At 44.7% G+C, this 23,290-nt stretch carries 19 protein-coding genes; 9 read left to right on the forward strand and 10 right to left on the reverse strand.

What is annotated here, in order from left to right; all coding sequences use genetic code 11:
- The first annotated feature begins 218 nt into the window (after positions 1-218).
- The 5 genes from AC060N_RS14195 to AC060N_RS14215 all read left to right on the forward strand — a co-directional run bounded on the left by AC060N_RS14195 (position 219) and on the right by AC060N_RS14215 (position 5,116).
- Entirely contained in the window at positions 219-941 is a 723-nt protein-coding gene (locus AC060N_RS14195; protein ID WP_479524395.1) for an energy transducer TonB, read from the forward strand.
- A 484-nt stretch (positions 942-1,425) separates the two neighbouring features.
- Complete coding sequence (locus AC060N_RS14200; protein ID WP_463228474.1) at positions 1,426-2,244, forward strand: mechanosensitive ion channel family protein; 819 nt, start codon at positions 1,426-1,428, stop codon at positions 2,242-2,244.
- 26 nt (positions 2,245-2,270) lie between these two features.
- Complete coding sequence (locus AC060N_RS14205; RefSeq protein WP_479524396.1) at positions 2,271-3,152, forward strand: DUF3078 domain-containing protein; 882 nt, start codon at positions 2,271-2,273, stop codon at positions 3,150-3,152.
- Between the two features lie 104 nt (positions 3,153-3,256).
- Entirely contained in the window at positions 3,257-4,045 is a 789-nt protein-coding gene (locus tag AC060N_RS14210; RefSeq protein WP_479524397.1) for an alpha/beta fold hydrolase, read from the forward strand.
- A 78-nt stretch (positions 4,046-4,123) separates the two neighbouring features.
- Complete coding sequence (locus AC060N_RS14215) at positions 4,124-5,116, forward strand: dihydroorotate dehydrogenase-like protein (RefSeq protein WP_479524398.1); 993 nt, start codon at positions 4,124-4,126, stop codon at positions 5,114-5,116.
- 20 nt (positions 5,117-5,136) lie between these two features.
- Here the strand turns inward: AC060N_RS14215 and AC060N_RS14220 are convergent, their stop codons facing one another.
- The 4 genes from AC060N_RS14220 to AC060N_RS14235 form a co-directional block, all read right to left on the reverse strand.
- The gene (locus tag AC060N_RS14220; protein ID WP_479524399.1) at positions 5,137-5,868 is read right to left on the reverse strand and encodes a hypothetical protein; all 732 of its coding nucleotides are present in this window, start codon (positions 5,866-5,868) and stop codon (positions 5,137-5,139) included.
- Positions 5,869-6,024: 156 nt separating this feature from the next.
- Positions 6,025-6,195, reverse strand: coding sequence for a hypothetical protein (locus AC060N_RS14225; protein ID WP_153639827.1), 171 nt, complete (start codon positions 6,193-6,195; stop codon positions 6,025-6,027).
- Positions 6,196-6,331: 136 nt separating this feature from the next.
- A complete protein-coding gene (gene amrB, locus AC060N_RS14230; RefSeq protein ID WP_479524400.1) occupies positions 6,332-7,744 on the reverse strand; it encodes an AmmeMemoRadiSam system protein B in 1,413 nt (470 codons plus the stop codon).
- A 67-nt stretch (positions 7,745-7,811) separates the two neighbouring features.
- Positions 7,812-10,457: a glycoside hydrolase family 3 C-terminal domain-containing protein gene (locus tag AC060N_RS14235; protein ID WP_479524401.1), complete on the reverse strand. Its 2,646-nt coding sequence runs from the start codon at positions 10,455-10,457 to the stop codon at positions 7,812-7,814.
- Between the two features lie 176 nt (positions 10,458-10,633).
- Here AC060N_RS14235 and AC060N_RS14240 point away from each other — a divergent pair, with 176 nt between their 5' ends.
- Both AC060N_RS14240 and yaaA read left to right on the forward strand, forming a co-directional pair.
- Positions 10,634-12,988 (forward strand): type IA DNA topoisomerase, encoded by a 2,355-nt coding sequence (locus AC060N_RS14240; protein WP_479524402.1) that lies wholly within the window; start codon positions 10,634-10,636, stop codon positions 12,986-12,988.
- Positions 12,989-13,039: 51 nt separating this feature from the next.
- Positions 13,040-13,810 carry a peroxide stress protein YaaA gene (yaaA, locus tag AC060N_RS14245; protein WP_463233671.1) on the forward strand — a complete coding sequence of 257 codons (771 nt, stop codon included), beginning with the start codon at positions 13,040-13,042 and terminating at the stop codon, positions 13,808-13,810.
- 61 nt (positions 13,811-13,871) lie between these two features.
- Here the strand turns inward: yaaA and AC060N_RS14250 are convergent, their stop codons facing one another.
- Together AC060N_RS14250 and mqnB are read right to left on the reverse strand one after the other, a co-directional pair.
- Positions 13,872-14,702 (reverse strand): 1,4-dihydroxy-6-naphthoate synthase, encoded by an 831-nt coding sequence (locus tag AC060N_RS14250; RefSeq protein ID WP_479524403.1) that lies wholly within the window; start codon positions 14,700-14,702, stop codon positions 13,872-13,874.
- Between the two features lie 3 nt (positions 14,703-14,705).
- Complete coding sequence (gene mqnB, locus AC060N_RS14255; RefSeq protein WP_463233674.1) at positions 14,706-15,398, reverse strand: futalosine hydrolase; 693 nt, start codon at positions 15,396-15,398, stop codon at positions 14,706-14,708.
- A 342-nt stretch (positions 15,399-15,740) separates the two neighbouring features.
- On the opposite strand from mqnB, the gene folE reads away from it, so the two are divergent.
- Both folE and fabD read left to right on the forward strand, forming a co-directional pair.
- Complete coding sequence (gene folE, locus AC060N_RS14260) at positions 15,741-16,367, forward strand: GTP cyclohydrolase I FolE (RefSeq protein ID WP_106541639.1); 627 nt, start codon at positions 15,741-15,743, stop codon at positions 16,365-16,367.
- 267 nt (positions 16,368-16,634) lie between these two features.
- A complete protein-coding gene (gene fabD / locus AC060N_RS14265) occupies positions 16,635-17,525 on the forward strand; it encodes an ACP S-malonyltransferase (protein ID WP_479524404.1) in 891 nt (296 codons plus the stop codon).
- Positions 17,526-17,608: 83 nt separating this feature from the next.
- Here the strand turns inward: fabD and araD are convergent, their stop codons facing one another.
- The 4 genes from araD to AC060N_RS14285 form a co-directional block, all read right to left on the reverse strand.
- Positions 17,609-18,268 (reverse strand): L-ribulose-5-phosphate 4-epimerase AraD, encoded by a 660-nt coding sequence (araD, locus tag AC060N_RS14270; protein ID WP_479524405.1) that lies wholly within the window; start codon positions 18,266-18,268, stop codon positions 17,609-17,611.
- 233 nt (positions 18,269-18,501) lie between these two features.
- Positions 18,502-20,547, reverse strand: coding sequence for a M13 family metallopeptidase (locus tag AC060N_RS14275; protein WP_479524406.1), 2,046 nt, complete (start codon positions 20,545-20,547; stop codon positions 18,502-18,504).
- A gap of 259 nt (positions 20,548-20,806) precedes the next feature.
- Positions 20,807-22,195 (reverse strand): aminopeptidase P family protein, encoded by a 1,389-nt coding sequence (locus AC060N_RS14280; protein WP_479524407.1) that lies wholly within the window; start codon positions 22,193-22,195, stop codon positions 20,807-20,809.
- 198 nt (positions 22,196-22,393) lie between these two features.
- A complete protein-coding gene (locus AC060N_RS14285) occupies positions 22,394-23,170 on the reverse strand; it encodes a uracil-DNA glycosylase (protein ID WP_479524408.1) in 777 nt (258 codons plus the stop codon).
- Positions 23,171-23,290 lie beyond the last annotated feature (120 nt).

The raw sequence follows: 23,290 nt of genomic DNA on the forward strand, positions 1-23,290 counted from the left end.
TAACCCCTGGTCATTCGTCCCTGCAAAAACTACCAAGAACCTATCATTGTGTTACTTATGAAACGTGGCACTGTCGTTGTAATTTGTTATGCGGAATCGAAGAGGATTGTTAAGCATTAATACTGTTAACAGAAGTTTAGTCCATATCACTGGTTTATACAGTGAACGAAATATTTACGCATCAAACAGTATTATGTCTAATTTAAAAACAAGAAGCCATGAAAACAAAACTCTTCTTACTATTCGCAGGATTACTTCTTTCAGTAGTTGCATTCAGTCAGGAAAACATTGAAGAAGTGAGAGTTTCTCCACCGGAATTTGCCGGATTTAAAGGTGCCGCTCTTTTGATTAACGAAGCTAACGTTGAACTGCAGTCGCTCAATGACTACGTAATTAAACGATTGGAATATCCAACAGCCGATGCCCAGGAATTTCGGGAAGGAAAAGAAGTCATTCAGTTTACTGTTCAACCCGATGGAACATTGAGCAACTTTGTTGTTATCAACAGCGTTTCTTCCGCTATGGATGAAGAAGTTATTCGTGTTCTGAGAACAACCAGTGGTTTGTGGAAACCGGGATGTAACAACAAGGAAGCTGTCGCCATGGACAAAGAATTTGCTGTTACCTTTAAACTGGCAGAGTCATCTGATTTGAAGTCCCAGGCTACAAACTACTTTATCAAGGGGAACAAACAGCTCTTGTTGAAGCAAAATCCGAAGCGTGCCATCCGCCATTTCGACCGCGGAATTGTATTATTACCTAACGAAAAATGTCTCTTGCTCGCACGGGGTATGAGCCGCTATGAAATCGGTGACAAAGAAGGTGCCTGCCGCGACTGGAACCGTATTAAAGCTTTGGGAGGCTTCGAATCCGACGAACTGCTTGACAACTATTGTGAAATGTCGGGTTATGCCGATATGCTGAAAACAGTGAAAGAATGAAAAGGAAGCTAACATCACGTTAGCTCAAAAAGGAACCGCTTCTCTTACCGGTTCCTTTTTTATTGCACCAGGTTTCCCCCTTTTTTTATTTATACTACCTTCTATATATCAATCAACTTTTCCCATCCAGATTGCTGCTGTAATCGCTTTCTCCCTTACTAAGAATTGAACTTTCTATCGGGCACTTCGTTATACCTCAATGATAATCAACCTTTTCTTAAAAAAAAATAAAGAGTGACAACCTGAGCTCAGATAATCATCGTTGCTATAAAAACATTTTTCAATTGATAATAAACCACTTATACAATTCGGTTCACTTCAGAATTCGCTTTTGAGAAATTCTGATACTCCGGCAAATAAGTCTTAACGCAAAAAATTGTTGTATAAATTGCTTTAACGCTTTAATTTAGACTTACTCTATTCGAATATAGCGATATGATATCGTCCGGTTCAAACTCGATTAACATGACTAAAAGACAAAAAAATGGAAAACCTGAATGATTACTCCTATGCAGCATGGGGCCTGATTCAAACCTGGGGCCTGAAACTCGTTTATGCTGTCGTTATTTTGATTATCGGTCTGTGGATTATTAAACGGATTGATAAACTGGTAAGAAAAGCACTTGGCAAAAAGGAAATAGAACCTTCTCTTTCTTCGTTCCTGATTAGCCTTCTGGATATCACTCTGAAAATACTGCTGGTGATCACCATTGCCAGTATGCTGGGAATCCAGATGACCTCGTTTATTGCTATTTTGGGTGCCGCTGGTTTGGCTGTCGGCATGGCCTTGTCGGGAACACTGCAAAACTTCGCCGGAAGCGTTATCATCCTCATATTTAAGCCATTTAAAGTAGGCGATTTCATTGAGGCCCAGGGGCACATGGGAACCGTTAAAGAAATTCAGATATTCAATACAATTCTGAATACGCCCGATAACAAACAGGTTATCATTCCCAACGGAGGGCTGGCAACCGGGAGCATGACCAACTACTCAGCGATGCCAACCCGCCGTGTCGACATGAAATTTGGTATTGGCTATTCCGACGACATAGACAAAGCTCGTGATATCCTAAAAAGGTTGCTGGAAGAAGACGAGCGGGTACTCAAAGATCCGGCTCCTTTTGTTGCTGTACAGGAATTGGGAGACAGCTCGGTGAACTTTGTCGTTAGACCATGGGTCGAAGCAGCCAATTACTGGGGCTTATATTTTGATTATACCGAAAAAGTAAAAAAATCATTCGATGCAGAAGGTATCTCCATCCCATTCCCACAAAGGGATGTACACCTTTTCAATGAAAAATAATGGATAACCAAACGAAATTTGACAACATGCTGAAAAAATTATCTTTCCTCATCATTGTTTTAACAGGAACATTGGCTCTTCAGGCTCAAACGCCGGCTGATACCACTAAATACTGGACCATTAACGGAAATAGTTCACTCAACTTCTCCCAGGTTTCGCTTACCAACTGGGCCGAAGGGGGTGACGGATCTGTTTCCGGGACTTTTCTTTTTAACATCAATGCCAATAAGAAGAAAAATAAACACATCTGGGATAACTCCTTTGATGTGCAATATGGTTTAGTCAAGAACGCCAGTGAGAGCTTGCGCAAGAGTGTCGATAAACTGAGCTTCTCGTCGAAGTATGGCTATAAAATCAACGGTAAATGGTACTTGTCAGCCCTGTACGATTTCAGAACCCAGTTGGCCAAGGGATATAATTATCCGAACAAGGCTACATACATTTCCAACTTTATGGCTCCGGGCTACATGAATTTCGCTCTCGGTTTCGACTACAAGCCCAGCGATAATTTTTCAGCGTTTTTGTCACCGGTCAGTACCAAATTCACCTTTCTTGCCGATGACTCACTATCTACTGTTGGAGCGTTCGGCGTGAGTCCGGGCGATAAGTTCCGCGCTGAATTCGGTGCATATGTCAAGCTTGCATACACCCAGGAAGATTTGTTGAAAAATGTGGATCTGGAAACAAAACTCGATCTCTTTTCCAATTATTTGGACAAACCACAAAACATCGATGTTAACTGGGATGTCCGATTCAACATGCAGATTAATAAATATCTGACGGCCAATTTCGGTACCACATTGAAATACGACGACAACATCAAATATGTCGATTCCAGCGGTGTGGAACACGGGCCCAGGGTGCAGTTGAAACAACTCCTCGGTGTCGGACTCACCTACAATTTTTAAATGCTTTAATTGTTAAAAAAAGGAATAAACACACAACCCGTTCGAATCGGCTTTGTCATTCGAACGGGATTTTTATACTTTGCACCCTGTTAGAGAATTCATCGATGGAAATATTAAGCTTTCAGGAGTACACTCAGCCGCAGCACAAAGAATGGATTGTTTTCATTCACGGTGCCGGAGGAAGTTCCAAAACATTTGGTCGCCAGATTGCTGCATTCCGCAGCCATTTCAATCTGCTCCTCCCCGATTTGCGGGATCATGGTAACTCGAAAGAACTGACCAAACCGGAAGATGATGAACTTTCTTTCCGAATGGTAGCCCACGATGTGCTTACCCTAATGCATGAAAAAGGAATCGAACGAGCACACTTCATCGGGATATCAATGGGCTCAATTGTCATTCGGATTATTGAAGATATTGCACCAAAAGTAGTCTCATCAGTCATTATTGGTGGTGGCGTAATGAAGTTAAATCGCAGGACGCATCTGCTGTTTAAAACCGGCGTTTTCCTGTCAAGCTTTATCCCCTATCACAAACTTTACCAGTTGGTTGCCTGGATTTTGATGCCCTACCGGAATCATAAAGTGGCCCGCCGGCTTTTTGTAAGGGAAGCGGCTCAGATTAAATCGGAAGCATTTAAGGTTTGGCTGGGTTTGCTGGCTGATCTGAAGAAGAACCTGGATAACTATTTCAATAAGCCATTCAAATCGCCGATGCTAATGATCATGGGCAGCCAGGATTTCAACTTCCTCGATGAATCCATCGACTACTGGAAGAAATTCCCCTTTACCAACCTCGATATTTTGCCCAAATGCGGCCATGTTTGTAACATCGAGCAGGCGGATGAATTCAACCAACGCAGCCTGAATTTCCTGCTCAAACTCTCCAAATAGGTTTTCTACCGAATAATGGGTTTTTGTGGTTAAACTTTGTATCTTAAGCGAAGTACATTAACCAGCAAAGCTATCAATATGCCAGATCTATCGACGAAGTTTATGGGACTTTCTTTGAAGAATCCCATCATTATTGCCAGCTCAGGGCTTACCGATTCAGTTGCAAAAATAAAAGAACTGGAAGCGAACGGAGCGGCTGCCGTTGTTTTGAAATCGCTCTTCGAAGAAGAGATTATCCTGGAAATGAAGGAAACCGAACACCGTATGACCGGCCGACCTTTCCTATTTCCTGAAACTATCGATTTTACAGAGGAAGAGTTATACGAAGACTCCGTCCGGAAATATATTCGACTCATCAAAGAAGCAAAAGAAGCCGTTGAGATTCCGGTCATCGCTTCCATCAACTGTGTCTCCAGTCAAAAATGGATGTACCTCGCCAAAGAGATTCAGGATGCCGGTGCCGATGCACTTGAGCTCAATCTCTTTTTCCTTCCTTCGGATGACGATCGGGAACAGCTTGACAACCTTGTTATCACCGATGCAATTATTCACCAGGTAAAAGAAATTGTTTCTCTTCCGGTTTCCCTAAAAATCGGGTATTACTGTTCGAATCTCGCATCCTACATCAGCCGGATATCGGAAGCCGGGGTGCAGGGCCTTGTGCTTTTCAACCGTTCGTGGATGCCTGATATCGATACCGAAAATCTGACGGTCACCTCCGGCCCCATTCTTTCATCACCGGGCGATTACAACCAAACACTTCGCTGGGTATCGTTGATGTCGGGAAAAGTAAAATGCGATTTAGCTGCCTCAACCGGTATTCACTCAGCCGACGCCATCGTAAAACAGTTGCTGGCCGGCGCCAAGGCGGTTGAGATTGCTTCAGTAGTATACAAACACGGTCCGAAGCACATTAAAGTTTTGCTTGAAGAACTGAAGAAATGGATGGCTGAAAAAGAATTTAAATCAGTTGATGACTTCTCCGGCTTGCTGAAACACACATCGACCGGAAATCCAGCTGCCTGGGAACGGGTTCAGTTCATGAAAAACTTCAGCCAGTTTGTATCGTAAAACCGGCTGACGAAAATATGCTATTGGGGAACGAAATTATAGGTAATCGTTCCCCTTTGTTTTTCTGGAGCATTGGGGGCTACATTAAACTCGGTATTCTCGGCCGCTTTCTTCGCATATGCGTACAACATGGTATCGGTGACATTGGGATTGGGACGAGGTGTGGCGCTTAGTACCCGGCCATTTCGGTCCACCACAATATCCACTGTTATTTCTCCACCGCCCTGTGCAAGGTAAATGGGAATCGGCAACCGGACATGATACCGGTCCTTGAGTGAGTAATGAATATTGCTTTTCCCCTTGTAAATGGTGTTCTTAATATCCTCCGGCTTCATGCCTTCAGTCGTTTCCTCGGGCATTTTCACATCACCAATTTCCGGTATTTTCTGCGAAAGCGTTTTATTGACATCATTCACCAGGGCCTTGGCTTTTGCAATCTCATCCCGGTAGGATTTATCAAAAAACTGATCTTTCGTCTGCTTTTTCTTCGATGCATCGTTTACGGCCCGGTTGGAACCCCGATCAGCAGATTCTGTCGGAGAAGCATTCGCTTTTTTCTCTTTCTTCACTTCCGGCTCCGGCAACTTCGGTGGTGGTTGTTCTGTAAAATCGAGAATAATGCCTTCGTCTTTCGGCATTCTGGACGTTTTCAATTCTGCCAGTAAGAAAATAGTCAGTAGTATGAGGTGAAAGGCAAGTGTGCCAATCACTCCATAGATATGCCGACGATATAATTCCTTTAATTTCTTCATTTACGAACGTGAGCAAAATTAAGAATTTTATCGGCGCTGCGAATAGTGGGAAAGCTTTGTTAACACCTTTGGGAAAATATTCAGGAAAGGGCTTCTTCAGAAAAGTATGGACAAAAAAAATGTCCCTTGAAGGGACAGTCTCAACTTACGTTTCTCTTAATCTCTTTCCACGATTTCTTTCAATTCATGAAGGCGCTTGTCAATTTCGCGCATCATATCATCTTTCGATTGTTTTCTGAAAAGAGGATCATCATTTTCTTTTGTTAAAAGTGATTCTCTGAGCAAACGCAAATCTTCCAAACTTTCAAAATACTCTTTTCTTCCCATAAATCTCTCGTTTTTGTGATTTGCACTTTTACACAACGTCAAAAATGCTAATTAAAATCCATAATTATATTAACCATACATTAAAACGACGTTAACTATTCAATTATTGTACCGGATTGTGATTATCTGGAACGAATTAATCAATCACGATGGCCTCGAAGACAAACAGCTCGGCTATACGCCAACCATCCCATCCCAAATGAGCCTTATTTTTAGAGCAGTAGCCCAAAAATTCTTCGACTGTCCAATTGTGTTCGGTGGCTACTTGCGGTAGAAATGTACCTGTGTTTAAACCGTTGCGAATGTAAATTCCATGCTTCCCCAGAATAATTTCCGACGGATCGTGTATCCGCCGGAGTGGTGTTAGCACAGAAATTTGTACTCTCATATCTGGTAGTTCGCTCGCTTCCAACGGTTCAAAACGGGTATCGTTTATTGCCGAAGAAATTGCCAAATCACGAACCCGTTCATACAACGGCTCTCTCTCATCGAAACGCCCAAGGCATCCCCGCAATTTATTCCTGACATAAACGGTGACAAATACGCCCATTTTGGCCCGTAAAGCCGGAGGAAGGTATGCCGGGTCGATATCATCGCGACCTCCCCTTTCAAAATATTGCCAGATGGCTTCTTCCGCCAGTTTTTTCAATTGCGCTTGCTCTTCTTCGCTCAGGTATGTCTTTTTGTCATTTTTCAACACGGCCTCCAACCCGCCATAGCCAACAACTCGGTCATGGCCACCGTAAACTGAATCGCCGGAATTGGAATAATCGACTTTCCGAATAGCAACATTTCCCATCGCTTTTATCAGATGCAAAAAGGTCAGCACAGAAGTCCAGCCACAACATGAGGTATGCAGGTTCGAAATATGCTTGTCATTGTTCCGGTCCAAGCCGTCAAGAAATCTTTCCGGGTCCCCGGAGGTTATTGCTTCTATGGTTTCCGCATCGGCCGCCTGAGCGTCTTCATAATCGGGATAGTGTGACAAATCAGTACTAATGACAAACAACGTTTGTTCATTTACCAGCGACAAGAGCTCATCAGCAATTCGTTTAGATTCAGATGGACGAACGTGACCTAACAAAATGGGAACAATCCGGAAATCTGATTTCAGCTTTTCCTGTAAAAAGGGCAATTGAACTTCCAGACTATGCTCCTCGGTATGTGCTGCCGGATGAAAACGAAACAAATCGTTGTTGGCAATTAATCTTTCGCATGTATCCAATTCAACCGGCACAACTCCCAGCGGTGTTTCGTAATTGCCGATGTTGTATACCGAAGCCCCTTGAAACGAGGCATAGTGCGAGGCCCCCAACAACACAACCCTCTCGATGGTGTTTTTCTCCGGAATACGTGCGTAACATTTTCCCGCTGTTCCACCTGAAAAAACATATCCTGCATGTGGGACTATCAGTCCGAGTAATCGTTCGGATTCGGGTAAGGGAGTTCCGGCCTGAAGGAACTCGTGAATTTCTTTTTGTAGCGTGTTCGGTGAACCGGAATAGAAGCGTCCGGCCGCTACCGGAACACGGTTAACCGTTTCAGCCATGTCCTTTTTCTTTTAAAGGTATAAAAAACGGGGCGCAAGGCCCCGCTTTCATCTGATATTCTTTCGCTTATTTTTTAAGCTCAAACAGCTTTCCTGTCACTTTAAATCGTCCGGTTACCACCGAAGTAGTTGCTGCGTCAGCGCGACCAGTAAATCCGGGTTGTTTACCTCCTACAGAGATGGTAAACCAGCCTGGTTCAACAACCAGATTGTCCTTTTTGTTAATCATCGAAAGTTCACGAGGGCCAAGTTTGAAATTGACCACTTTGCTTTCACCCGCTTTGAGGTTGATACGGTTAAATCCCTCCAGTTGTCTGATAGGACGCGGTGTAGATGCTTTTTCATCCGTAATGTACAATTCAACCACTTCATCACCGTCGCGACTTCCAGTATTGGTCACTTTTACGGAAACCGGAATCGAATCGCCGGAAGCAACCATATTGGGAACCTGCAAATCAGAATAACCAAACGTGGTGTAGCTTAATCCGTAACCAAACGGGTATAGCGGTTCTCCTGTGAAATAACGGTAAGTCCGGCCTTTCATATCGTAATCCCCGAAAGGAGGTAACTGGTCAACCGACTTGTAATAAGTAACCGGTAATCTTCCGGCCGGGTTGTAATCGCCGAATAAAACATCAGCAACAGCATTACCTCCTTCCTGACCTGCATAACCTGCCGAAACAATCGCATTCAGATTATCGGCAGCCCAATTGATAGCCAGTGCGCTTCCGTTAAGCAAAACCAGAACAACCGGTTTGCCTGTCGCATTGATCGCTTTCATCAGATCGCGCTGAGGTTTTGGAAGCAACAGGTTGGTGCGGTCACCACCTTTAAATCCGTCTACCTTTATGGGCATCTCCTCTCCTTCCAGTCTTTGCGATAAGCCTAATACCAACACAACCGCATCCGATTTTTCAGCGGTAGCAACTGCATCTTTCAGCATATTCGGATCAGGCATAGCCCATACCAGCTTGGCATCACCATCACCGAACCAGTTTTTATATTCATAAACTACTTTGTATCGCTTACCGGCTTCCATTTGCACATCGGATTCATGGTAAAATGCATGATGTTCCGAATTATGGCTTAATATCTTCTTACCCTCGAAATAAACATCCAGCGTTGGCATTCCCCAGCATCCCAAATGGTAAGTTCCGGTTACCGGCGGAACAATGTATCCGGTCCAACGTACTGAGAAATTATCGTCCGGCAATTTAGGAGATGGTGAGTCGGCTCCCCAGTAAAAATTGATTTGATCATCCACGCGGGTAAATTCCGGTTTGCCTTTCAATTCTGCATTCGCGAAATACTCGCCGGTAATTCCCTGATGACCATCTTCGGTTTGCAGATAAATGGACGGAACCGGTTTCAGATCATGGATTCCGTCAGCCAAATCACTTCCCTGGGCGTAGGTAATCTTCACCTGTGGCTCCAGCTTGTTTTCAATCCCCTGCAATACCGTTACCGGATGTTTCGGGATGCCATTGTAATTTCCGATTAACGCTTCCCAATTGTTTGCATTGGGCCCGATAACAGCTATCGTCTTCAGCTTTTTGCTCAGCGGAAGGGTTTGATTCTCGTTCTTCAACAAAATGATACTTTTCTGTGCCGCTTCACGAGCCAGTTGGTCATTCACATCAGAGCAATTAGCGCTATATGGTATTTTTGAATAGGGAACCCGATTAGCCGGATCGAACATGCCCAATTTGAAACGGGCACGGAATAATCGCTTCACTGCTTTGTCAATATCAGCCTCCTTTACCAGTCCACGTTTAATAGCTGTATCAAGCCGGGAAAATGAGACACCGCAGTTCAAGTCGGTGCCCGCTTTGATAGCAATCGCAGCCGCTTCTGCAGCATCTTTCGCCGTTTTCTGGAACTGGAAAAAGTCGCTGATAGCCCAGCAATCGGAAACCACGTAACCATCAAACCCCCAATCATCTCTCAATATATTCTGCAACAGAAACGGATTTCCACAGCAAGGCAATCCACGGAAGAGGTTGTAAGCTCCCATCACCGAATATGCTTTTCCATCGACGACCAGCTTGCGGAAAGCAGGAAGATACGTTTCGTAGAGATTGCGATCGGAAACATCCGCATCGAACTTATGGCGCAATGGTTCGGGTCCGGAGTGAACAGCAAAGTGTTTGGCTGTTGCCACCGTTTTCAGATAATGCGGGTCATTCCCCTGCATTCCCTCAACAAACTCCGTCCCCATCATTCCGGTGAGGTAAGGATCTTCGCCGTACGTTTCGTGACCTCTCCCCCAACGCGGATCACGGAAGATGTTGATGTTGGGAGACCAGAAAGTTAGTCCCTCATAAATGCCGTGTTTTCCACGACGAATCCACTCGTTGTACTTGGCGCGAGCCTCCGTGGAAATAGCTGTTGCTTCACGGTACATCAGATCTTTATCCCACGAACCGGCGATGGTAATGGACTGTGGAAAAACAGTGGCATAACCGGCGCGTGCAACGCCGTGCAATGCTTCGTTCCACCAGTTGTATGCCGGTATTCCCAGGCGGTCGATAGCCGGAGCCTGATATACCAGCTGACTAATCTTTTCCTCGAGAGTCATGTGCGAGACCAGATCATTAACCCTGTCCTCCAAAGGCAAATCCGGATCACGAAAAAGAAAATGTGTTTGGTTCTTTTGCGCCAGAATAGAAACCGGCAACAATAACAAGATGAGTGCGATTCTCAGTTTTCTCATTGATTAGAATTAAATTGGTTAAATCGTTCCCGCTAAATTAAACAAAACATCTCAACCCGAAGCCTTTTTAAAATCGAAGGCAGAATAAACAATAAGCACATCGTTGAAAACTTCATCCCCGATTTGTCGTCGAATTAGGTTGAGGTCATTATTTTTGGTGACAAATCGATAAAAGCGTGAAAGTCTGTATAGCAGAAAAACCAAGTGTTGCCCGCGAAATAGCTGAGATTCTGGGAGCCAAAAGCCGCCGTGATGGCTATTTTGAAGGAAACGGATACCAGGTCACCTGGACGTTCGGCCATTTGTGCACGCTGAAAGAACCCCACGATTACACTTCCCGTTGGAAATGGTGGGATCTGCGCACGCTTCCCATGCTTCCGCGGAAATTCGGCATCAAACTCATCGATGACGACGGCGTGAAGAAGCAGTTCGATACCATCGAAAAACTGGTGACCGAGGCAGACGAAGTCATTAACTGCGGTGATGCCGGCCAGGAAGGGGAAGTCATCCAGCGCTGGGTGCTGACGAAAGCAAGATGCCAAAAGCCCATCAAGCGGTTGTGGATTTCTTCGCTAACCGAAGAAGCACTGAAAGAAGGTTTCGAGAAGCTTTACAATGGCTCCGATTTCGATCTGCTCTACGCAGCCGGAAGTGCACGGGCCATTGGCGACTGGCTGCTCGGCCTAAACGCCACACGGCTATATACCCTGAAATACGGGCAAAACAAGCAGGTACTTTCCATTGGCCGAGTGCAAACACCAACTTTGGCTCTCGTCGTTCAGCGGCAGCTGGAAATCGACAACTTCAAGCCGGAACCTTACTGGGAACTGAAGACCACCTACCGAGAAACAGTTTTTAGTGCTACCAGCGGAAGGTTTGCCGTGAAGGAGGAAGCAGAGAAGAAGCTGGAAGAGATCAAAGGGCACGACCTGTTCATCACTTCCGTGGAAACGAAAAAAGGAACCGAGCAACCGCCAAAGCTATTTGACCTGACTTCGTTGCAGGTGGAAGCCAACCGCAAATTCAGCCTTTCAGCAGACGAAACCCTGCGTGTCATCCAAAGTTTGTACGAGAAAAAGGTAACGACCTATCCACGCGTCGATACCACGTTTCTGCCCAACGATATCTATCCCAAAGTTCCGGGTATCCTGAAAAAGCTGAAGCCTTACGAACAACTCACCGAACCGCTGCTAAAAGATAAAATCCGGAAATCGAAAAAGGTTTTCGATGATAAAAAAATCACCGATCACCACGCCATTATTCCCACAGGCGTTTTCACCTACAATCTGACACCGGACGAAAAACGGGTGTTCGATTTGGTGGCACGACGCTTTATCAGTGTTTTCTACCCCGATTGTAAAGTGTCCAACACAACAGTGCTGGCTACCGTTAACCAGGTTGATTTCAAAGCGACCGGAAAGCAAATACTTCATCCGGGCTGGCGGGTTGTGTACCAAAGCGATGGAGGTAAAGCTCAGGCCGACGAAAATATTTTACCGGCATTCGAGAAGGGCGAAAGCGGTCCGCACGAGCCGGATTTGGCAGAGAAGATGACGCAACCACCGCGCTATTACTCTGAGGCAACGTTGCTTCGAGCTATGGAAACAGCCGGCAAACAAGTGGATGACGATGAACTTAGAGATTTGATGAAGGAGAACGGTATTGGCCGACCATCCACCCGGGCAAATATCATCGAAACGTTGTTCCGGCGCCGCTACATTCGGCGCGAAAAGAAACGTATTTTGGCCACACAAACCGGCATCGACTTAATTGGTAGTATCGAGAATGAACTGCTCAAGTCAGCAGAATTGACCGGACAGTGGGAGAAAAAACTCCGCCAAATTGAAAACGGCGAATACGAAGTAGCTCAATTCATGGAGGAGATGAAGCAGATGGTGTCGGAGATTGTGGACCAGGTAAAACGCTCGCCCAGGAAAGAAATAGCCATCATTGAAGACGAAAAAGAGAAAAAAACTTCAGGCAAAACCGATAAAAAGGAAAAGTCGGATGACTCGAACCTGACTTGTCCCAAATGCGGAAAAGGAACGATACTGAAAGGAAAATCGGCATGGGGTTGCAGCGCTTTCCGCGACGGCTGTGATTTCCGACTTCCATTCGAATTGCTGGAAAAGAAACTGACTGACAACCAAATCAAGCAGTTGATTGAAAAGAAAAAAACCGGTGTCATCAAAGGATTCACCCGGAGTGGTGAAAAAGTAGACGGTAAATTGGTGTTGACAAACGATTTCAATATCGAATTGGAGGAAAAGGAAGAAGAGAAACTAACCTGCCCGAAGTGCCAACAGGGGACAATCGTGAAAGGGAAAACTGCCTGGGGATGTACCAATTTTCAAAATTGCTCCCTTCGCATTCCATTTTCCTTCATGAATAAAGACTTGACCGACAACCAGGTAAAACAGTTGACACTAAAAGGGAAAACGCCGAAAATCAAAGGTTTTGAAACACCGGACGGTTCCAAAGCCGACGGGAATCTTCAATTCGACGAAAATTTCGAATTGAAACTGGTCTAAGAAAGAAAACCTTTTCGGGCAAAAGGCTGTTTATCAATAAAAAAGTCATTTATGTTGATTGTTATATCCCCCGCAAAAACCCTTGATTTTGAGGCGCCGCTGGCAACAAAGAAAAACACCCAGCCGCGCTTTCCGCGTAAATCGGAAGAACTCGTGCAGCATCTGCGCAAGCTCAGTTCCGACCAGGTTTCGGAACTCATGCACATCAGTCCCAAGTTGGGACAACTGAACTATGAGCGCTTCCAACTCTGGCAAGCCAAATTTGAATTCCCGGAAGCTCGTCAGGCTATTCTCGCCTTCCGTGGCGATGTTTATACAGGTTTGGATGCCGATACATTAAACGAGAAAGATTTTGAGAAGGCGCAGACGCATCTCCGGATTTTGTCGGGCCTGTACGGCGTTTTGCGCCCACTCGACATGATGCGCCCCTACCGCCTGGAAATGGGAACCAAATATTCATTCGACGATTTCGAAAACCTCTATGACTACTGGAAAGATACCATTACCAAAACCATCCGGAAGGATTTGGACGAAAGTGGTTCCAATGTATTGGTCAATCTGGCATCAAAAGAGTATTTCAAATCGATCGATACCAAAAAATTGAAAGCTGATATCGTTACGCCTGAATTTAAAGACTGGAAAAACGGTCAGTATAAAATGATTTCCTTTTGGGCGAAAAAAGCCCGGGGTATGATGACCCGTTTTATTCTTCAGCATAACATTACCAAAGCCGAAGATTTACAGGCCTTCGATATGGATGGATATTATTTCAATCCCGATTTATCGAAGCCCAATAAACCGGTGTTCACACGCGATCATTAAAAACGAAACTCACCATAAAAAACCGGAGCCTTTGGGTTCCGGTTTTTTATTTTTAATCCGATTAATCGAGAAATATCGAGCGTTCCATTTTAGGAATGATGCCCAACTCTTCAGCTTTGCCATAAAGCGTTCGAACAGCTTGCTTACCTTCTTCGCCCAGATTCCGAGTAAACTCATTCACATATAAATCGATATGGCTACGCATCACCGATTCCTCCATTTCCTGCGCATACAATTTTACAAACGGATAGGAAGCATCGGGCTGTTCGTAAGCATATTCCACGCTCCGTTTCATCACCCGGTTGACTTTTTCCTGCACTTCACGCGGAAGATTTCGGTTCACGACAATTCCACCCAGCGGAATGGGTGAGCCGGTAGTTTCTTCCCAATATTCACCCAAATCGAGAATCTTCTTCAAGCCTCTCTTCTGGTATGTAAAGCGGTTTTCATGAATAATCAAGCCGGCATCCATTTCTCCCGAAAGGACTACATCTTCGATATCCGAAAAGAGGTATTCCTTCTTCTCTTTCACGTTAGGATATGCTACACTGAGCAGCAAATTAGCCGTAGTATGTTCGCCGGGAATAGCGATTCGCAAATTGGGCACCTCGTCGGGATAAATCTTGGTTTTGCTAATCAGCAACGGGCCGTTATTCCGCCCCAGCGCGCTTCCGGCATCCAGCAAAACATATTGGGAAGTCAACTGCGCATATGCCGCGTAACTTAACTTGGTGATATCAATTTCGCCGGCAAATGCCAGTCGGTTCAACTCCTCAACATCCGCCATAACCGTCTCAAAAGTTAACCCTTCGGTATCAACCCGGTTATGGACCATCGCATCAAAAATAAACGTGTCGTTCGGACACGTCGAAAATCCAAGTGTTAAGTTCATGATTTATGAAATCTGTGGTACGGTAGCAAAGTTGCGAAGAATTTTCAACAATTCGTCCGTCAGATTCTCCAAAGCCGTTGGAATGTCCCATTTGGTGGTATCGCGCGACTCGACAAAATTGGAAATGGCTCGTATCTCGAGGAACGGAACATCTTCCATCAGGCAGACATAAAAAACAGCAGCGCCTTCCATCGATTCCACGTCAGCATCAAAATTTATCTTAAGCTGGTCGATGGTCTTGTCGCAACCATGACTCACATTCACACTCAAACCATTGACATTCGGCAGTTCGATACTTTCGTTGAAATGTGGGTTTAACAGCTTTCCTCCCTGAAACGGGAATTGATCTTCCTTCAGGAAACCAGCCTGGAACAACGTTTTGAAGCCGCCCGGTTCTTCGATACCCAAATCGCCAAACTGCTCAGAGGTTATATTAACAACCGTCCCAATGGAGAGCTCATCGTAAAAACTTCCGGCAATGCCGGCATTAATCACTAAATCGTATTTTTCTTTCTGAAGGAGACGGGTTAAATGATAAGTTGTGAAGGAAAGCCCAACGCCGGTTACGATTAGGTCTATCTCCAAATCATGCCAGCGGTAATGCGACACAGGGGAATTTTTACCTTCTATTTCCTCCAGATTTTCCAGGAAAAGCTTTAGTTCAAAACAAGTCGCTGCTACAAAAAGAATCTTCATCCGATTATTTCGTTGGATTATGCCAAATTAATCAATCGACAAAGGTAATGATCCCATCCATTTTGGAAATTACCTTTTACACATTCTTACTCACTTTTGCCGAAAAGGTTAAAATTTGTCTTTAATTTGTACTCAGTTTAATTAAAGATGCTGTAAATCAGGAGATGGATCACTGTTTTTGAAGCCTGTTTTTCTTTCTTTTGTACGGAATCTAATAAACATAAATTGTGCAAAGATGGAAAGTTTACAAACAATCGAAGAAGTGAACGGTTATATATCTCCGCCACACAATAAATAAACAGAGTCAGAAATCAGTTACAGAAATACCGAAAGGAACACCATATGAAGTTTTCGCTTAATAAATTAGACAACGGAGGATACAGTAAAGTAGAACACTACAATACCGAGAATGTAGAAAAACTGGCTACAAACTACCAGGATATTTTGGGCTTGCTGGGCGAAGATCCAAGTCGTGAAGGTTTGGAGAAAACCCCCGTGCGAGTGGCCAAAGCGATGCAATTTCTGACCCAGGGTTACAACATGAATCCGGAAGAAATTCTGAGTTCGGCCAAGTTCAAAGAAGATTATCGCCAGATGGTAATTGTAAAGGATATTGAACTGTATTCACTCTGTGAACATCACATGCTCCCGTTTTTCGGGAAAGCACACGTTGCATATATTCCCAATGGATACATTACCGGACTGAGCAAAATCGCCCGTGTGGTGGAAGCATTTTCACGCCGGTTGCAGGTTCAGGAGCGTCTGACCCTTCAGATTAAGGAATGTATTCAGAACACATTGAATCCGCTGGGAGTTGCTGTTGTTATCGAAGCTACACACATGTGCATGGTGATGCGCGGCATTGAAAAACAGAATTCTGTAACGACTACCTCCGACTTTACCGGAGCATTCGAAAAGGTAGCCACCCGCGAGGAGTTTATTCGACTTATTAGTTCTGATCTTTCATAAATTGGAGCTTTTTTAACGCTTCATGACCAGAAACCAGATGAACTTTCGTCTGGTTTTTCTCTTTCGGAGACACAATGTTTATCTTTGCCACGCATTTAATTTTTACCAAACTGTATTGTAACCACCCTGCCAATTGATGCCAAAAAGGCATATTTAAAAGGGTTGTGTTCTGTCAGAAAATTGAAGAACCAAGATTGAGCAGATGAAACAAGTCTCGAAGCTTCGGGGTGAGTTTCATGTGGCAATTGAAAAACAAAAATGAAACACATGAAAGCATTCGTTTTTCCCGGACAGGGAGCCCAGTTTGTTGGAATGGGAAAAGACCTGTACGACAATTCGGATTTGGCCCGCGAACTTTTCGAAAAGGCCAATGATATTCTCGGTTTCCGCATTACCGACCTGATGTTTGAAGGTACTGACGAAGATCTCAAACAAACCAAAGTTACTCAACCGGCCATCTTCCTGCATTCGGTATTGCTGGCCAAAACATTGGGCGACGATTTCAAACCCGATATGGTTGCCGGTCACTCATTGGGTGAATTTTCGGCATTGGTTGCGAACGGAACGTTGTCTTTCGAAGATGGACTGGTGCTCGTTTCAAAACGCGCCATGGCCATGCAGAAAGCCTGCGAAGTGGAGCCATCGACCATGGCGGCTATCGTGGGTTTGGAAGACGACGTGGTGGAAAAAGTTTGTGCTGAAATCGATGATGTCGTTGTTCCGGCCAATTACAACTGCCCGGGTCAGCTGGTTATTTCCGGCTCGAACGAAGGCATCGATAAGGCTTGTGCCAAGTTAACCGAATTGGGTGCCAAGCGTGCTCTCAAACTGATGGTTGGCGGCGCGTTCCACTCTCCGCTGATGGAGCCGGCCCGCACCGAACTGGCTGAAGCAATTGAAGCCACGACCTTCAATCAACCAAATTGTCCTGTTTACCAGAATGTAACTGCCTCTGCTGTTACTGATCCGGACGAAATACGCAAGAACCTGGTTGCTCAGCTAACCGCTCCGGTCCGCTGGACACAAACGGTGAAAACCATGATTGCTGATGGAGCGTCGTCATTCACAGAAATCGGCCCTGGGAAAGTGCTTCAGGGATTAGTGAAGAAAGTTGACCGAGGTATGGAAACCAACGGTATCAACGCTTACCAGGAATAAGAAACAATAACATCATAAAAAAAGAGACAACCGAATTTCGGTTGTCTCTTTTTTTATGATTGAAAATTAAACTATCGTGGTTCCTAATCAAAAAAGTGGCGGTCGAGAAATTGCTTCTCTACCGGAGAAACATTCTTCAGCGCCAAGGTATGGTGAGCCATTCTTGCTACCGTTTCCAAAACCACCGTGTGATCGAAAGCCCTGATGACATCAGTTCCCCAACAGAAAGGACCATGACCATATACTAAAACACCCGGGATACGAGAAGGATCCAAATTCATCTTCTCAAATGTTTCCACAATCACACTACCGGTTGCCAGCTCCGGGTTGGCGTCTTCAGGCCTTTGCTCTACCGGCGGCGTGCAGGGAATTTCCCCGTTGAAATAGTTGGCATGTGTAATGCCCAAAGGAGGAATACCCAAGCCTGCCTGGGCCCAGGCTGTAGCATATTCGGAATGTGAGTGAACAATCGCTCCAATTTCGGGGAAACTCCGGTATAACGTCAAATGCGTTTCCGTATCCGAAGAGGGTTTCAATTCACCTTCAATGACCTTTCCGTCAATATCTACCACAACCATATCCGCAGGAATCATCTCGTCATAAGAAATCCCGGAGGGCTTAATCACTATGAGCCCGCTTTCCCTGTCAATGGCGCTAACATTTCCCCAGGTAAAAATAACCAGTCCCTGCTCAACCAATCGCAGACTCGCTTTGTAAACCTGGTGTTTTAAACTTTCAAGCATACTTGAAAACCAATAAGTTAAATATTTACAATTTATAATTCAATTAACAAATAAAATTTCAATTCTGTCATATTCGCTATTTGTTTTTAATCATTATAAATTATTTAGAGGTTTTTGCTTTGACTATATCCGCAAAGCGGAAATTATTCTGCTGACACATGCAACCTGTTTACAACAAAAAAATCCTACCTCAATCAAGAAGTAGGATTTTCGTTATTTGCTATATTTTTTGCTTACCAGATAACAGCTCTTTTATCTTCAGGCAAATACATATAGTCACCTGGTTTTACATTGAAGGCTGCATAGAAAGCCGGTAAATTCCGCAACGGGCCAATTACCCGGTAGCGACCAAGAGAGTGTACATCTTCTTTGGTACGACGAAGTGCTTCTTTGTCGCGAATATTCTGTGCCCAAACGTGTGCATAGGCCAGATAAAAACGCTGGTCTGGAGTGAAACCATCGATCTTGCCGGTTTCTTTACTTCCCATTTTGAAAGCGTCGTGAGCAATATTCAAACCACCCAAATCGGCGATGTTCTCACCCAAACACAGACGACCATTGGCGTGAACGGTATCGGTGTCCACAACCAGGAATTGGTCGAATTGATGAACCAATACATCTGCCCGCTTATTGAAACGCTTGGCATCTGCGTCAGTCCACCAGTCGTTCAGGTTACCATTCTTGTCGAATTTACGTCCCTGATCATCAAAACCGTGAGTCATTTCGTGGCCAATCACCACACCAATTGCACCGTAGTTTACCGCATCGTCACCGTGCATGAAGAAGAACGGAGGCTGCAGAATTGCTGCCGGGAATACAATCTCGTTCATGCTTGGACTGTAGTAAGCATTCACCATCTGCGGCGGCATGTGCCATTCTGATTTGTCAACCGGCTTGTTTACTTTATCACGGTTATATTCGAAACCAAATTTGCGTGCCCGCAGAACGTTCTGTACATACGAGTCGTCTTTGATTTGCAAACCTGAATAATCACGCCATTTGTCAGGATAACCAACTTTTACGCCAATAGCTGCCAGTTTCTCTTCTGCTTTCTTTTTCGTTTCGTCGCCCATCCACGTCAGGTTTTTGATGCGGTTAGCCAACGATTTGCGCAGATTTTCCACCAGGTTCTCCATCCGTTGTTTTGCTTCCGGAGGGAAATATTTCTTCACGTACAGCTGACCGATAGCCATGCTCATCGCACCACTAACCGAACGCTGAACGCGCTTCCAGCGTGGACGCATAACTTCTACTCCACTCATGGTCTTTCCGAAGAAATCGAAATTCTGTTTTACGAAAGCGTCGGTAAGATAAGGAGCAGTTCCATCAATCAACGACCAACGGAAATAAGTCTTCCAATCGTTAACCGGAACGTCTTTGATCATAGCGTCAACCTCTTTCATGAAAGCAGGCTGCTCCACGTTGATGTCTTCCGGTTTTACGCCGATACGTTGGAAATAAGAAGCCCAGTCAATATCCGGAGCCATCTCAACCAAACCTTTCAGATTGGTTTTGTTGTAGGTTTTGTCCGGATCACGCTGCTCTAAACGAGTCATGGCAGCTTTAGCCATACGAGTTTCCATGCGCATCACAGTTGCTGCATTTTCCTTCGCAGTTGCCTCATCGTCTCCCATCAGGGCAAACATCTTAGCCACATGATCAACGTATTCTCCACGAAGCTTTTTCGCATGGTCGTTGTCATCGGTATAGTATGAACGATCGGGCAATCCCAGACCTGACTGATAGATTTGAGAAATCACCAAATCGCTGTTTTTAGCGTCGGGTGCAGCATAGAAACCAAACGGGGTTGTAAAACCGTAAGTTTCGAATGTTGCCAGTGTTTTCTGAACATCTGCTGGAGTTTTGATGGCAGCAATGTCATCGAAATAAGGTTTCAGTGGTTTCAACCCCTGCTCTTCGATTTTTGCTGTATCCATACCCAGATTGTACATGGTACCGATCTTGTAAGCAACGGTTCCGGGCTCGTTGGTTTTGTTCGCAGCCTCTTGTACTACTGTTTTTACCTGCTCTTCAGTTTTGTCTCCCAACTGATCGAACGAACCGTAGCGGCTCTTTTCGGCAGGAATCGGATGCGATTTTTTCCAACCACCGTTGGCATACTCATTAAAATTCTGAGTCGGACTGACTGTCGTGTCAAGATCAGCCAGATTAATTGCCGGTTCAGCTGTCTCCGTCTTACTTTTTTCGTTGCATGAAGTCATAGAAAAAAGCAAGCCGGCACAAAGTGCGCATGAAAGCACAACCAGTTTGTTTTTCATCTTTTTGATATTGTTAAAGTTAACACTTGAATTGTATGTTTTCCGTCTTGTTCATAAACGTAATCAATGGTAATAGGTATAAACAGGACCTTTATCATTACAGACTACATTTAATATTTTTCGCAATATGAAATTTATGCATTGACAATACAAACACCATTCTCATTAAATTGTTGACTGACAACAACTCGCTTCCGGACACGAAAAAAGCCGGCTCAACAAAACCGGCTTTCTTACGATGATTTCTGTGTTAATTATTTCAACCACGCATTGTTTCTTCCACCTCATCGGGTGTAATGGGAAGACGTTTCCCCAGAATCCGGGCGCCTTCAGCTGTTACCAGCAGGTCGTCTTCCAGGCGAATGCCACCAAAATCAGCATACTCCATCACTTTATCGAAGTTGATGTACTGCGTATTGATGTAATCTTTCTTCCACTTTTCAATCAAAGCAGGGATGAAATAGATACCCGGTTCATTGGTTAACACAAAGCCTTCCTGCAAGCGACGGCCCAAACGTAAACCGGCCGCTCCTAAACGTTCCATTGGGCGAGTTTCATCGTCGTAACCAACATAAACCTGACCGTAATCTTCCATATCATGAACATCGAGTCCCATCATGTGACCCAGACCGTGCGGCATAAACAGGGCGTGCGCTCCATGACGAACGGCTTCGTCCACATCGCCTTTTATCAGGCCCAAATCTTTCAAGCCGGAGGTAATCACACGAGCTGCATTCAAGTGCACATCGAGGTATCGAACACCCGGTTTTACCATAGCAGTTGACTCGTTGTTGGCTGCCAAAACGATTTCGTAAATATCCTTCTGCTTTTGCGTGAATTTTCCACCTACCGGGACCGTACGGGTAAAGTCAGACGCATATCCCATTCCGGTTTCAGCTCCAGCATCGGTGAGCATCAGCATGCCTTTTTTCAACTTAAGCGAATGGTCGTGGTTGTGCAGTGTTTCCCCGTGCTGAGATAAAATAACGGGAAACGAAACTCCGCCTCCACCTCCCAGGGCAATACCTTCGATGATACCGGCAATCTTCTGTTCACTCTCTCCTTCTTTTGCCATCTTCATTGCCGTCACGTGCATTTCGTAACCGGTAGCACAAGCTTTTTCAATTTCAGCAATTTCATACTGATCTTTTACCGAACGCATATCGACAACGTGCTTAATCAGCTCGAGCGATACATAATCCGGCAGTTTGGCGGTATGAATACCTAACAATTCTTTCAGCAACAACCGGTTATTCGCCCGGTACGGAGGCACAAAGTGCACCCTGCGGCCCTGCCACAACGCCTTGTTCACATACGCATACACTTCATTGAACGAATCGGTGCATTTAACACCCACTTCGGCCGCTTGTTCCCTAAGTGTTGGCTGCGGGCCCATCCAGATGATATCGTCGATGTCAACATCGTTGCCAAAGAGCATATCGGTTCCTTCATCTACATCGATGACCCCGAAAATGCCGGGTTTATTGATGCCAAAGAAATAAAGGAAAGTACTGTCCTGTCGGAAATGATAAGTATTGTCCGGAAAATTCATGGGTGCGTCCACGTTTCCGGGAAGCAAAACCAATCCCCCGCTCATTTTTTCGCGAAGGCGATTTCTCCGCTCTATGTAAACGTCCTTTTTGAACATATTTATATGATTTTTATGGATAATTCTTCTCCATGCAAGTTACGAATTATTAACCGCCATGACAGGATTTTCAGGCAGCTTCCTGCACATCGGCAGCCGAATATCAATTGTAACATTTTACATATTACAAGAGTTCAAGCAGATATCTCATTCTACCCCGATTGACCTTATCGGGATGTTGTTTGGCATATCGTGTATTTATTCTGAAAACAATTTAGGCTGCTCAGGCTTTTTCGGTGAGTTGACGTATCCAGTCCAGTCAATGTCATTTTTCAACGCAGCAAAAGGATTGACTTTACCGAATAAGAAGTCACTGTCCCGTCCGGGTTTGTCATAACACATCATGGGATGCTGGGTGTGATAAGCGTGTTTCAAGTCGAGTCCGGCAACTGCTTTCTCTGCGTGATTTCCCCAAATGAACCAACTAACCGAAGGCTGTGTCTCAGCCAGAAATTCCAGTAACCGTTCGGTGAATGGTTTCCAGTAAGCACTGTGACTTCCCGGTTTTCCAACCTCGCAGGTAAAAGCTGTATTCAGTAACAAAACGCCTTGGTTTTCCCAATGCTGAAACAGTTTTCCGGGAGTAAGTACCTGAAAGCCCTGTCCAAGTTGTTCCTTCAGTTCATTGAATTTGACGACATGACCATTGTAGGTTTTATGCAGTAACCGAAGAATATTCTTCAGGGAAACGTTCCGGAAAGGCTCCGACCATGATTTCAACGTGCCTACTTCGAATGCCCTTCCGGTTGCCACTCCTTCCTGCGGATACGGATCCTGTCCCAGGATAATCACCTTGAGTTCATTCAGCGGAAGCGTTAAAAAACGCAATACATTTTCCGGTAAAGGCGTGTAATGTGAGGAAGCAATTTTCTCCTCAATTTCTTTCAGAATGCCGGTTATTTCGTCAGTTAGAAAAGGACTCCATGATGGATGAATTTCACCGGGAAGTCGATTAAGTAATTCAAGGTTTTCCATGGATTCAAAAATACGAAGAGATTGAAAAGTGTGCCATTTTACAAAATAGATTTACGCTCCACAAAGAAAAGAGGGACAAAAGTCCCTCTTTTTCAGAAATGTAACCAATCTTTGCACATG

The sequence above is a fragment of the Prolixibacter sp. DSM 2831 genome (assembly GCF_056493735.1).